The organism is Acetobacter syzygii (assembly GCF_000964225.1).
GTDB lineage: Bacteria > Pseudomonadota > Alphaproteobacteria > Acetobacterales > Acetobacteraceae > Acetobacter > Acetobacter syzygii.
Genome location: NZ_BAMZ01000003.1, coordinates 87,537 through 100,579 on the forward strand (window position 1 = coordinate 87,537; position 13,043 = coordinate 100,579).

At 54.3% G+C, this 13,043-nt stretch carries 13 protein-coding genes and 1 tRNA gene; 5 read left to right on the plus strand and 9 right to left on the minus strand.

The features are described 5' to 3' along the window. Window positions 1-13 precede the first annotated feature (13 nt). From Absy_RS00540 to Absy_RS00550, 3 genes are read right to left on the minus strand one after another with little or no spacing between them, the layout of a single operon-like run. Window positions 14-1,483, minus strand: a complete 1,470-nt coding sequence (locus tag Absy_RS00540) for an ArnT family glycosyltransferase (protein ID WP_245614644.1) — start codon at window positions 1,481-1,483, stop codon at window positions 14-16. A gap of 2 nt (window positions 1,484-1,485) precedes the next feature. Beyond that, window positions 1,486-2,610, minus strand: coding sequence for a glycosyltransferase (locus tag Absy_RS00545; RefSeq protein WP_048852774.1), 1,125 nt, complete (start codon window positions 2,608-2,610; stop codon window positions 1,486-1,488). Further along, window positions 2,610-3,095: an Lrp/AsnC family transcriptional regulator gene (locus tag Absy_RS00550; protein WP_173957995.1), complete on the minus strand. Its 486-nt coding sequence runs from the start codon at window positions 3,093-3,095 to the stop codon at window positions 2,610-2,612. The genes Absy_RS00545 and Absy_RS00550 overlap by 1 nt, the downstream gene beginning before the upstream one ends. Window positions 3,096-3,300: 205 nt before the next feature. Between Absy_RS00550 and trxB the strand changes: the two genes are divergently transcribed. The 4 genes from trxB to Absy_RS00570 all read left to right on the plus strand — a co-directional run bounded on the left by trxB (window position 3,301) and on the right by Absy_RS00570 (window position 6,634). After that, the gene (gene trxB / locus Absy_RS00555) at window positions 3,301-4,254 is read left to right on the plus strand and encodes a thioredoxin-disulfide reductase (protein WP_048852775.1); all 954 of its coding nucleotides are present in this window, start codon (window positions 3,301-3,303) and stop codon (window positions 4,252-4,254) included. A 103-nt stretch (window positions 4,255-4,357) separates the two neighbouring features. Continuing rightward, complete coding sequence (locus Absy_RS00560) at window positions 4,358-5,239, plus strand: LysR family transcriptional regulator (protein ID WP_048852776.1); 882 nt, start codon at window positions 4,358-4,360, stop codon at window positions 5,237-5,239. 488 nt (window positions 5,240-5,727) lie between these two features. After that, a complete protein-coding gene (locus tag Absy_RS00565) occupies window positions 5,728-6,192 on the plus strand; it encodes a MucR family transcriptional regulator (RefSeq protein WP_048852777.1) in 465 nt (154 codons plus the stop codon). 151 nt (window positions 6,193-6,343) lie between these two features. Beyond that, on the plus strand, window positions 6,344-6,634 hold the full coding sequence (locus Absy_RS00570) for an integration host factor subunit beta (protein ID WP_048852778.1): 291 nt from the start codon (window positions 6,344-6,346) through the stop codon (window positions 6,632-6,634). 55 nt (window positions 6,635-6,689) lie between these two features. Here the strand turns inward: Absy_RS00570 and Absy_RS00575 are convergent, their stop codons facing one another. Together Absy_RS00575 and murJ are read right to left on the minus strand one after the other, a co-directional pair. After that, window positions 6,690-7,949 (minus strand): UdgX family uracil-DNA binding protein, encoded by a 1,260-nt coding sequence (locus Absy_RS00575; protein WP_048852779.1) that lies wholly within the window; start codon window positions 7,947-7,949, stop codon window positions 6,690-6,692. A gap of 27 nt (window positions 7,950-7,976) precedes the next feature. After that, window positions 7,977-9,527, minus strand: a complete 1,551-nt coding sequence (gene murJ / locus Absy_RS00580; RefSeq protein ID WP_048852780.1) for a murein biosynthesis integral membrane protein MurJ — start codon at window positions 9,525-9,527, stop codon at window positions 7,977-7,979. A 206-nt stretch (window positions 9,528-9,733) separates the two neighbouring features. Between murJ and Absy_RS00585 the strand changes: the two genes are divergently transcribed. Beyond that, window positions 9,734-10,846 (plus strand): AI-2E family transporter, encoded by a 1,113-nt coding sequence (locus tag Absy_RS00585; protein WP_048852781.1) that lies wholly within the window; start codon window positions 9,734-9,736, stop codon window positions 10,844-10,846. Between the two features lie 65 nt (window positions 10,847-10,911). Here the strand turns inward: Absy_RS00585 and Absy_RS00590 are convergent. The 4 genes from Absy_RS00590 to Absy_RS00605 form a co-directional block, all read right to left on the minus strand. After that, a tRNA-Pro gene (locus Absy_RS00590) sits at window positions 10,912-10,985 on the minus strand. 78 nt (window positions 10,986-11,063) lie between these two features. Beyond that, window positions 11,064-11,663, minus strand: coding sequence for a MerR family transcriptional regulator (locus Absy_RS12985; RefSeq protein WP_084596757.1), 600 nt, complete (start codon window positions 11,661-11,663; stop codon window positions 11,064-11,066). Further along, on the minus strand, window positions 11,653-12,006 hold the full coding sequence (locus tag Absy_RS00600) for an integration host factor subunit alpha (protein ID WP_257006324.1): 354 nt from the start codon (window positions 12,004-12,006) through the stop codon (window positions 11,653-11,655). Before Absy_RS00600 ends, Absy_RS12985 begins: the two co-directional genes overlap by 11 nt. 37 nt (window positions 12,007-12,043) lie before the next feature. Further along, a complete protein-coding gene (locus Absy_RS00605) occupies window positions 12,044-13,009 on the minus strand; it encodes a beta-ketoacyl-ACP synthase III (protein WP_048852783.1) in 966 nt (321 codons plus the stop codon). Window positions 13,010-13,043: the final 34 nt, after the last annotated feature.

Genomic DNA, 13,043 nt, shown 5'->3' on the forward strand with positions numbered 1-13,043 from the left:
GCAAACACCGGAATTACCGATGCCCTGCGGGAAGGTAAACAGCATCGTCCATCTGCCCCACTACCGGGCAACGCAGCCTGACACGGAAGAGGGAATAACTGTCGGCCACAATGCCGCCACGACTACGTGACTGGTCGGGCAATGTGCCAAGCACATCAAAAAAACGCACATCCGGCTGTCCCTGCCGCCTATGGCTGAGTACCAGATATGCCTCCCCACCACAGGCTGGGTGGGGCAGATTAAACAACTTCCAGCGTGGCTCCACCCCCACCACGGTGCGCCCGGGCGCATAAAACGCCAGTTCGGATGCCAGACCATATTCATCCGCCACAAGCGGCACACCTTGAGGCACCACTGTTGCAATGACATGGGCAAATTCCGGCCAGCCGCCCATCTGCCGCAATGTTATATCCATGTGTGGAGAGAGACGAAACGGCGTAAACGCGGCCTGCACACACACAATACCCGCCAGCCCCACGCCAAAAAAGCTGGCTCCTTTCCACCACGGCCACGTTACACGGGCCGCAGCAAGTGCTGCGGTGGGGTACAGCACAACCGGCCAGTTAGCCTGTACTCTGGCCCCCAGAGCATGTTGCACAAACACAGCCATAGGCAATGCAACCATGCAGAGCAGCAGCAGGGAAAAACTATCCCGCTTTTTCCAAAGCAGACCAATGCCGGCAACAAAAAACACAAAAACCAGAGGAGAGGCCAACCCGACCTGCCCACCAAGCAGTTCCCCCATAAAGGTCAACACCCGTGCAGGCTGCCAGTCGCCTACACGCCCACCCTGCTTGAGAAAACTGGCCCAGGCATGGTGGGCATTCCACCAGATAACCGGGCTAACACAAATGGCAGCCACACACCCTGCAAGCCATGGCCAAGGTGTTATCAGCCATTTGCGCCCATCTTTTGTAACAAGCAGCCACACCACAAGACCAGCCACAGGCAGCAAAGCCGTATATTTACTATCAAACCCCAGCCCGGCCGCCAGCCCGACGACCAGCCACATGGAACGCTGCTGCCCAACACAGGCGCGCACCAGTGCCCACAGCATAAGCGCCATAAACAGCAGCAAAGGCGTGTCGGGGGTCATAACCAATGTGCCCAGCCCGATAGCCAGAGTACCATTCAGTAATGCCCCTGCCCGTATGGCTCCTTTATAAGCCTGTTCCTGCGTGCCCTGCTGCTGCAACCAACAGTAGGCGGCATGAACAACCAGCAGCGTGCCCAACAGAGCCGAAAGTGGCCCCATAAGGCGCACACCCTCAGCCGTATCGCCCGCCAGAGCCATGCCGAGCCGGACCCACACTGCAACCATGGGGGGATGGTCAAAATACCCCGCGGCAGGAGCCAGTGCCCATATGCGGTAGTAGGCCTCGTCCGGTGCGAGTGGAATAAACGCGGCCAGCACAAGACGGAACAGGGTAAGGGCGATCAGCCCGCCCCCCCAATAAACCGACGCCAGGGAATGCCTTTGCAAAATTACCGGGCTCTCCAGATAATTGTTGCGGACATGGCGTAGTTCCAAACCACAGCCAGTACAGCACCCGCCAGACTGGCCTCGTTCAGCTTGTAGCTCTGCGCATACATCATATGGGCAACACCCACATCGGCCACAGCCCCCACCGAACAGACCAGCATAAACAAGACCAGCCCCCACAGGCAGCGCCGCCCACGCAGGCGGCGGTCCCGGTATGTAAAGCTGTTATCCAGAAAAAAATTCACAATCATGGCGGCAACACTGCCAATGCCCTGAGCCGTGGAAAACTCCACGCCAAGGAGGCGGGTCATTTGCATAACCCCCAGATTAACGCCAACGCCAACCAAACCCACAAGGCAAAAGGCAACAAACCGCAACGGCACCATCCCGCGGGAAAATTTTTCCAGCAAAAGTGCTGCAAACTGGAGCATAACCACAGCATCCAGCTTGCTCTCGCCTGCCACACGGGGGCGAAAACCGCAGGCAACTTCCTGCACGGTCAACGGTTTTTCGGATGATAGCAGCAGGTCCAGCAGAATTTTAAAACCTGCACCAGACAGACGTGGTGCAATGGCGGCAAATGTTTCCTGCCGTAAGGCAAAAAAACCACTCATGGGGTCTGTCAGTTTGACAGGTAGAAAACACTGCGCCAGCCATATTCCGCCATCGGACAACGCACGACGCCACGCATTGGCCAGCCCGGCATTGCTACCACCCTCCACATGGCGGCTGCCAACGGCAATGTCGCAGGTGCCGCTGGTTACGGCCTCTATCAATGCGACAATCCGGCTTTCATCATGCTGCAAGTCACCATCCATAACCACCACAACCTGCGCGGAGGAGGACAGGACTCCCTCAATCACTGCGGAGGATAATCCTCTGCGGCCAATGCGGCAGATGCCGCGCACATAGGGTTTTTGCCGTGCCTGTTCGCGCACGGCCCCTGTTGTGCCATCGGGCGAATGATCATCAACAAAAATAACTTCCCACGACCGACCCGCCAGCACTTTTTCCAGCATGGTCACCAGCGGGGCTACGTTGGCAACTTCATTATAACATGGAACAACAATGCTGATCTGTGGGCTACCCCCGCAAACCGTACCCTCCAACGCATGTCCGGCGGACATTATGCGGACGTTCCTTCCCGCGCATCCGGCAGGGGCACTCCCTTGCGTTCCAGACTTGTCCGTATGGTCTGCAATGTCTGCACCCGGATAACATGGGGCGCTTCGGTCAACTGGCGGGTCAACACATTCTCATGCGCGGCATCCCGCGCGATTAACCGAACCAGAAAATCCCCACCACCGCGAATCATGTGGCATTCGCGGACTTCCGGCCAGGCGGCAAGCTGCTGCTCAAACGCGGAGAGTACTGTTTCCTTCTGACTATCCAGCCCGATGAGCGCAAAAAAGATAATTGGCCAGCCAAGGGCCGTGGCATCCGGCTGGGCATGATAACCGCGAATAACCCCCTCCTCCTCCAGACGGCGCACACGCCGCAGGCATGGAGGGGCTGAAATGCCAACACGCCGTGCAAGTTCGACATTGGTCATACGACCATCATCCTGCAGCTCAGCTACGATACGAAGATCAACAGCGTCCAGATCCGTCACCTTATCCGACCCAATCCTGTGCAAGATGGAACTCCCAGAAAGAGCGGCGAGTATATGCCATGCTACCCGCCATGCCGCAAACTCATCTCTCAACCCTTGCTCAACGCCAAGTCACCCGTCATATCCTTTTTTCCAAATTCACTTTGAACCACGCTTGCGCGGCATAACAGCACCCGCACTTCCTACTTTGGGGGATTCTTCTGGCATGACCGAGACCATTACGACTGACCTGCTTGTTATTGGCGCAGGCCCGGCTGGCTATACCGCAGCCATTTATGCCGCACGCGCCAACCTGTCCCCCGTTCTGGTCGCAGGGCTACAGCCCGGTGGCCAGCTGACCATTACAACAGACGTGGAAAACTACCCCGGTTTTGCCAAGGCCGTGCAAGGCCCATGGCTTATGGAACAGATGGCCGAGCAGGCCCAGAATGTTGGCACCCGGATTGAATACGATATTATTACATCCGTGGACTTCAGCGCTGGCTCCCCCTTCCGGCTGACTGGGGATTCCGGAACTGTTTATGTTGCCAGGGCTGTTATTGTTGCAACTGGCGCGCAGGCACGCTGGCTGGGCCTGCCCAGCGAAAAGCGGCTGCAGGGTGGCGGGGTTTCCGCCTGTGCAACATGCGATGGCTTTTTCTACCGCGGCAAAAAAGTTGCCGTGGTCGGTGGCGGCAACACCGCAGTTGAAGAGGCTCTTTACCTGACCCACCATGCGTCGCACGTAACGCTCATCCACCGCCGCGACTCTTTGCGTGCCGAAAAAATTCTTCAAGACCGCCTACTCAACCATCCCAAAATTTCGGTCATATGGAATAGTGCCGTGGAGGATATTCTTTCCACCGGCACGCCGGAAGTGGTTTGTGGCGTGCGCCTGCGCAACCTTGTGGACCAGAGCGAAACAACGCTCGAAACCGATGGCCTGTTCATTGCCATTGGCCATGCCCCAACGACTGGAATCTTCAAGGGGCAACTCGCTCTTGACCACGAAGGGTACATTGAAACCACCCCCGGAACGACCCGCACATCTGTCCCCGGTGTATTTGCCGCAGGCGATGTACAGGACAAAATATACCGGCAGGCCGTAACCGCGGCAGGCACTGGATGCATGGCTGCACTGGATGCAGAGCGGTATCTGGCAGAATTACCCAAAACGTAAAGCTGCCCATACCTTGACCACATGCAGTAATTACTGCACGTAGTAGCTTCGAAAGCATGGTATTGTGCTTTTGTAATTTCAGTCAATTTAGCAGGAGGCGTGCGTGGACTGGGACAAACTCCGGGTTTTCCATGCCGTAGCGGAAGCCGGTTCCTTTACCCACGCGGGGGATGTGCTTAACCTAAGCCAGTCTGCCGTATCCAGACAGATTTCTGCTCTGGAAGATGTTCTTCAGGTGCCCCTATTCCACCGCCATGCGCGTGGATTGATCCTGACTGAGCAAGGGGAAACCTTGCACAAAACGGTGCGGGAAGTGTTCTCCAAACTGGAGATGACACAGACCTTGCTGACAGAAAGCAAGGAAAAAGCCGCAGGCCGCCTACGGGTTACAACCACAACAGGATTTGGCAACTGCTGGCTTATGCCACGACTCCATAAATTTATGGAAGCAAACCCTGAAATTGATATCTGCCTTATTCTGGAAGACAATGATCTGGATCTGGGGATGCGTGAGGCCGATGTGGCAGTGCGGATGCACGCACCACGCCAGCCAGACCTGATCCAGCGCCATCTGGCAGACTTTAATTTACCAATTTTTGCAGCACCACACTACATTGAACGCCATGGGATGCCCGCCTCCCTGGAAGATGTAAAGAACCATCAACTGGTTCTGTTTGGTGAGCACCACCCCCCTGTAGCACACATTAACTGGCTGGCTGATGCCGGACAGGTCAGCAGCCACACCCGCCCTGCCCGCCTGGAAGTCAACAGCATGGCCGCCATGGCATCCGCCATCGCAGCCGGTTTGGGTATTGGCTCCATTCCATCTTATGCAGCCAGCAAATTCCCGGATCTGATCCAGATTTTACCGGAAATTACGACCCCAACAGTTGATGCCTACTTTGTTTACCCTGAAGAATTGCGGAGCTCCAAGCGTGTTGCTGTGTTCCGCGACTTCCTTATGAGCGAACTCGGTATTCGCTAAGACTACCAAAAACGTTTTTCCAGATCCCGATTAACGCTCCCACAGGGGAGGCATCGGGATCTGGATTATTCCGGTTTTGTACCGTATCAATATTACACCCCCAAAATCATTCAAACAGCCAAATCAGGCTCTGGAAGCATCGCTTTTCGAACACCGATACGCGCTCCATCTGCCCTGCAAATGCGCTTTAATATTTCTGACACAATAGAATATTATCAAGTCAACTTTATAAATTTCCAGACTATTCATAAAATATTGATAAGAGACCCATCTTTGCCAGAGCAGCATTGCGCCACAGGTATTACTGAATAGAAATATTACAGATAGTTTATGTAAATCCATTCAAATACTGAAATTTCGACACCACATTGTAACACTTTATATCGTTCTATCCATATTTTTTGTTTTTTTGTTTATTGCTAGTTCACAAACACACAATAATTGATTATGGTTCTCATTATTCACACTGAATTTTAATTAGGCCTGTCATGAGTGAGATCCAGAACTATTCGCCTCTCCTAGATCTTGTATCCGAGATCGTGTCTGCGCACGTCTCCAACAACCAGACGGACCCTGCTGCCATTCCGGTTCTGATCAAGGAAGTTTTCCAAGCCCTCAAAACGGCTGACCAGCCGCAGAGCGAGCCTGAAAAACTGCAGCCAGCTGTTCCAGTCAAACGTTCGGTCTTCCCGGACTATATCGTCTGCCTTGAAGACGGTAAAAAACTGAAAATGCTCAAGCGCCACCTACAGAGCGCTTATGGCATGTCCCCCGAGCAGTACCGCGAACGCTGGAACCTGCCCGCAGACTACCCCATGGTTGCTCCCAACTATGCTGAACGTCGCTCCACTCTGGCACGTGAGATCGGTCTGGGCCGCAAGATCCACGCTGCAGGGGATGAAGACGAAACGTCCGGTCGGGCAAAGCGCGGCAAAAAGGCAACGACGGCCTAAAATAACAAATGTGGTCTGGCGGTCTGGCACTCTTGGTCGATCGCCACACATTTTTATCTTGACGCTCAGCCATACAGGGCGGAATGCTGCCATCTGTCTGACACAGATGGACGTCAGACCTTCTACTCCACCCTAACCGGCAGGGGGCTCCATGACGCGGTCTGAACTTATTGCCATTCTTATAGAAAAAAACCCCCACTTGCAGCTTAGAGAGGCTACGCTGCTGGTAAATACGGTTTTTGGCGGCATAACAAGCAGTCTGGCAGCAGGTAACCGCGTTGAGTTGCGTGGGTTTGGTGCTTTTTCCGTTAAGGAAAGGGAACCACGCCTGGGTCGCAACCCCAAAACGGGGGAGCAGGTCAAGGTCAGCAAAAAGCTGGTTCCTTTTTTCAAAACAGGTAAAGAACTGCATCAACGCCTTAACAAGGCGGATGAGGCATAACGTTCTTTCCGAGCCATGCTGCATGGCCCATTGTGGTCCAGTATGGATGGCTGCCTTACTGCGCCACGTAACTGGCGGCCATACGCAAATCTTCTACAAATCGTGCATATTCGCGCTGCTTGCTGGCTTCATCTGGTAAACGCAGCAGATAAGAAGGGTGCACTGTCACCAATCCTTGCGTTCCGTCTTCCAGTGGAAAAATACGGGAACGGGTGCGCGATATTGTTGTGGGTTTTTGCAAAATACTGTGTGCTGCCGTTGCGCCCAGCATAACAAGCAGCTTTGGTTTAACGGCTGTCCGCTCTGCCTCCAACCATACCCGACATGCAGCTATATGCTCTGCCTCGGGCTTTTGGTGCAACCTGCGCGTTCCATTCCATATAAAATGAAAATGCTTAACAGCATTGGTAATGTAAAGCTGGTCACGGTGTAATCCGGCTTCCTGCAAGGCATCATCCAAGACCTGCCCGGCTGGCCCCACAAAAGGCCGACCTTGCCGGTCTTCCTGGTCACCCGGTTGTTCACCAACCAGCATAATACTGGCCTGCGCCGCCCCTTCCCCAAAAACCGTACGGGATGCGGCGTGCCATAAGCCACAAGCCCGGCAATCCATTGCCAAAGCACCAAGTCTGGTCAGAGAAGATGCTGAGGTTACATCCCCAAGGTGGGGCGGCCACACGCTGCGCACGTAACCACGCCAGACCCCAACGCCATCTGCCTGCCATACGACAGAATCATCCTCAGCCGCTCTATCTGTTCCTACGGCAAACCGTATGCCATGCCCTGTCCACTCCATGCGCCTGTATGGCGTAACAACGCGCCATGGTCGGGCATTGCGCTGCATACAGTAATGCGCATTCGCTTCGAGAATATAATGCTCGGGAACATCATGCAGCAGATGCTCCGAGCGCTGCGCACAAAACGCCGAAAAAATATCTCTAAACCGGAACGTATCTGCTTTGACCTGACCAATACTGCACCGAAGCCACTGCAAATCGGGGTCATGGATATTGGTTAGATCAAGCGCTTCATGCTCAAGACGATACAGAATACGATAAAGCACGGCAAAACGCTGTGGATCGCAGACCTGTAGGGCCTGCCCCAGAGCACCAACAAACCGACGGGATAGATTAAAAGCGGGCTGGGCTGGCTCCAAACCTTGCGGCAACGCACGCGGAGTCCATGGCTGGTCCTGTTCTGTTGCTGCTACACGCCAGACCACGGACTCTGGCACAACACCGGCCTGCACATAATGCCTTGCAGCGTTGCGCCATGTCTCAAAATCGACCTGATGCGCCAGAACGACCTCATACATGACCTGCCATTACCTTCCCTGTTTTATTTATTGTGCCTTACGCAACAACCGTCGCTGAATACGCGCAGCCATAGCAGCCAAATCAGCCACCCCAAGGCCATGCAGAAGAACAGCGTACAAAGCGCCGCCACCGCACACCATGCCCGCCAGCCAAAGAGCTCTGGTAACAAACAGGGTCGGCAGCTCCACCACATGCTCAATACCCCAAAGCCCCAACCCCATAAGAAGCGCACCAATACTGACGCGGCCCATATGGAATAGTGTTGCACCAGACAGACGCAGCGCATTCTTGCGTTGCAGCAGCACTGCCAAGAATACAACATTCACACAGGCCGTAACACTACTGGCCAAAGGTGGACCCATATGTGCCAGAGGCTTCATGAACAACAGGTTCAGAACAAAGTTCAGCAGCAGCACACCAATGCCAACATAAACAGGTGTGCGGGTATCTCCCCTTGCAAAAAAGGCTGGAGAGAGCACTTTAACCAGAATAAAAGCAGGCAGCCCAATGGCATAGGCCCGCAAAGATTGCGCTGACAGCAGAGCATCATGCTCGGTAAAAGAACCATGACCGAACAGCACAATCATAATAGGCCCGGCCAGCACCAGCAGCCCGGCCACAGCAGGCAGGGTCAACAGCACCACATATTCCATAGACCGGCTCTGAGCCGCATGTGCGCCCTCAATATCTCCAGCGCTTAAATGCCGCGTGAGCACTGGCAAAAGTGTGGTGCCTGCGGCTGCCCCCAGCACACCTAGCGGTAACTGGTTAATCCGGTCTGCAAAATACATGAGCGACACGCTCCCCGCAGGGAGCAAGGTGCCAATTATTGTATCAACAGTCAGATTGATCTGGCCAACTCCGCTCCCGATCAGCCCCGGCACCATACGGCGCAGCAACAATCGAATGCGTGGTGTTAACATGGGCCAAAGTGGCATCAGACCAAACTGAGCCTTTTCGCAGGCCCATGCCAGCAACCCCAACTGGACCACGCCAGAGACCGTTACCCCCCACGCCGCAGCGTAAGCAACACTTGGGAAAAACGGTGAAGCACCAATAATGGCAATAATACCCACCACATTAAAAGCCAGATAAGCAGCAGAAGCCATGCCAAAACGATGTAAACCGTTAAGCACCCCGGCAAATAAAGCCGCAGCGCAGATCATGACCAGATAGGGAAAAGTAATGCGGCTCAGACTGACCGCCAGAGCGTAGCGGTCACCACTTTGCAAAAAGCCCGGAGCTATAACCCGCAACACCTGCGGCATAAACACTTCGCCCAGCACGCACAGAAAAATCAGCCATGCCAGCATGACCCCAAGCGTACGACGGGCAAACAGACGGGCCTCATCCCTGCCATCCTGCACCATAACGGTGGAAAACATGGGAACAAAGGCCGCGTTAAAAGCCCCTTCCCCAAACAGGCGACGGAACATGTTAGGCAGACGGAATGCAACCTGATACGCATCCTGCAAAGGACCCGCCCCCATAAAGGCGGCCAGAAGCTGGTCACGTATCAATCCGAGAATGCGGCTGAGCATGGTCCAGCCACCAACGGTCAGAAAATTTCTGAGCATGGAATATCCGCTTCAATAGGCAGGCAAGAAGCGGAACACTAGAGATATATTTGAAAAAAGATACAGCCAATCCATGCCCAGACCGGGCAGAACAAACCCGGACGCACCACATGTGCTATATTATTCGTGCACAACACAGTATGCTGTGTACAGCACGATAAAGAGCGGTCTGTGCAAAACAGGATCATTGGAAAGACACATCACGCATGCCCAATACGCCTCCATCTTCGTTAGTGCCCGCGCACCAGCGCTGTAGCCTGATCAAGGCCAGCCAGCGCTCCAAGCGGGGACAGGAAATGGCACGCAGTCTTCTCGCGCTTTTTATTGTGACAGTTGCTCTTTACACCATACAGGGCTTTTTGCCTGCTCTTGCATGGGGGGGGGTTTTTGCCATTGCCACATGGCCGCTCTACACATGGGCGTGCCGCATGTGGCCACACGCAGCACGCGGCACACTGCTGCCGCTCCTGTTTACTGCGGCTATGGCATTATTATTTGTTATTCCCCTAACACTCCTCACGCTTGAAGCCATTGGCGAGGCACAAAACGCTCTGGAATGGGTGGATCATGCCCGTAAATTTGGTGTTCCCGTACCCGATGTTATTCAGGAACTTCCATTTGGTGCAGCCACCATTACTCATTTGTGGGAAACACACTTGGCTAACCCGCGCGATGTTTCCGGCCTGCTGGGCGCGCTGGACAACAAGGGGGTTACAGTTACCCGTGCATTAGGGAGCCAGATTGCTCACCGTGGCACGTTGTTCTGCTTTTCCATTCTAACACTGTTTTTTCTGTATAAGGACGGTGTTTCCGTTATCCGCCAGTGTCGTGTGGCGTCCTGCCGGGCTTTTGGCCGCAGGGGGGAAAGCATTGCCCGCCAGATTGTTGCATCCATCCATGGCTCTGTTCAGGGCCTTGTGCTGGTCGGCATTGGCGAAGGGGTTTTAATGGGCATTGTGTATCTTTTCGCCCACGCTCCCCATCCTGCTTTGTTTGGCGTCATTACGGCTGTTGCAGCCATGATCCCGTTTTGCGCAATGATAGCGATTAGTTTGGTCTCGTTGCTGATTCTGGTCTCTGGCGCATCTGTTGCCGCTATTGTGACCTTCTGCATTGGCGCAACCGTTATTTTTGTAGCCGACCACTTTGTCCGCCCAACCCTGATTGGCGGCACAACAAAACTGCCATTCCTGTGGGTTCTGCTCGGCATTTTGGGTGGTGCGGAAATGTGGGGGTTGATTGGCCTGTTTATTGGCCCGGCAGCCATGGCCGCACTCAACCTGATCTGGCGGCGCTGGGCATACGGCAATAATGCATAAGCCGTAAAGGCTTTTGCATTTCCCCCCAAGGGTGGGGTTATTAAGCATTTTATTTTGGAAAAATATCGGGCAGGCGGGATTCGAACCCACGACCCCCAGTCCCCCAGACTGATGCGCTACCAGACTGCGCTACTGCCCGTTAAGTGTGAAGGCTGTTTAGCAGCCCTCTATAAAGGGCACAAGCCCATAACCACCTTTATTCTTATCTTTTTTATAATCAGGCCAAAATCTTGCGCCGTATGGCTTCCAGCTCCACAAGCACATCGCTCAGGTCAGACCGTAAACGAACATTCTGCCCCATTATCTGCACAAGCGCTTGCTCCAGACCTGCTTCCACTGCCGCTGGCAACTGCGCTGCTACGGTCTCAATCTGCTGGTAATCCGCCACAACAGGAACGTCCTGCTCAGATTCAATCACCGCCATTTCGGCAGCAACAGGCGCTTCTTCCACACCATTGGCGGCAGAGGTCTGCATATCCGGTTGTGGTGCCAAAGGCCGTTCCTGTAACAGGCGCTGAACACCTTTTACCGTATAACCCTGAGTGTAAATCAGATCTGCAATCTGGCTTAAAAGCGCCACATCATCAGGCCTGTAATAGCGTCGGCCTCCCCCTCTTTTTAAGGGGCGGACCTGATGGAACTGGGTTTCCCACAAGCGCAGGGTATGCTGGGGAACATGCAGTTCATCTGCAACTTCGCTAATGGTACGAAAAGCCTGCGGACCTTTTTCCGCATCCAGAGACTCTGCCTCTGCGGGCAGGGAATCCAGCGTATCGTGCTCAACATCATGCATGGATGGCGTGCCATTAATCGTCATATTCGACTCCCGGCTCTGTCTCCTCATGGTTGACCTCGGCCCTGAGCAGCTGACTGGACCGGAACACCAAAACGGAGCGGGGAAGAATCGGTACCTCTTCCCCTGTTTTGGGGTTACGCCCGCAGCGCTGCCCCTTTTTACGGACTGAGAACGTGCCAAAACCGCTGATTTTGACACTTTCGCCTCGCTCGAGCGCCTGCATAACTGTCTCCAGAACATCTTCTAGGAGCACAGACGACTCTTTACGAGACAACCCTACCTGCTGATAGATCTGCTCTATCAAAGATGCACGCGTGACAGTTTCCATGTGACGAAAGGTAACACGCCTGTGCGGCGCGTCAATTCATTCACAATGATGTCACTTGTCTGTTATCAATAATTCACAGGCGAACGAGCACGGAGCCCCAGGTCAAACCGCCCCCCAGTGCCTCCATAAGCACCAGCTCACCTTTTTGAATCCGCCCATCCCTGACAGCTTCATCCAGTGCCAGAGGTATGGACGCGGCAGACGTATTGGCGTGCCGGTCAACCGTTACAACCACACGTTCGGCAGGAAGGCTCAGCTTTTTAGCCACCCCTTCAATAATCCGGATGTTGGCCTGATGAGGAACAAGCCAGTCCACATCCGCATAGGTCAAGCCTTCTGCGTTCAGCGCTTCATCAACCGAAGAGGATAATTTGGCAACGGCATGGCGGAATACGTCCCGCCCGCTCATTTTCAGGTGCCCACTTTTTTCAGGCTGCCCAACTGCGCCATCAACATACAAAAGGTCACCCGTTGTGCCGTCCGAATGCAGATGCGTGGACAAAATGCCATGACTATCGGATTCGTCAGTGGCTGAAACCACAACGGCCCCTGCTCCATCACCAAACAGAACGCAGGTTCCTCTGTCTTCCCAGTCCACAATGCGGGAATACACTTCGCTTCCGATCACAAGTGCATTACGCACCTGACCAGACCGAATAAAGGAATCCGCTGTGGCCAAAGCAAAAATAAAGCCAGAGCAGGCCGCAGCAATATCAAAGCCAAAACCATGGGTCATACCCAAAGCAGCCTGAATCCGCACTGCCGTGGCCGGAAACGCCTGATCCGGGGTAGAGGTCGCAACCAGAACAACATCGATGTCCTGAGCACTTAAACCCGCATACTCCAGAGCACGCTGCGCGGCCCTGGTTCCCATACTTGTTGCGGTATCTTCCGGTCCGGCTACATGCCGCTGCGTAATACCGGTACGGGTCCTGATCCATTCATCCGAAGTTGCAAGGCGGGTTGCCAGCTCTTCGTTCGTGACAACTCTTTCTGGCAGAAATCCGCCAAAACCCACCAGACGCGAACGTTTTGCCATGACCGTTCTTTCATTATCCGCCAGCGCACGCCAC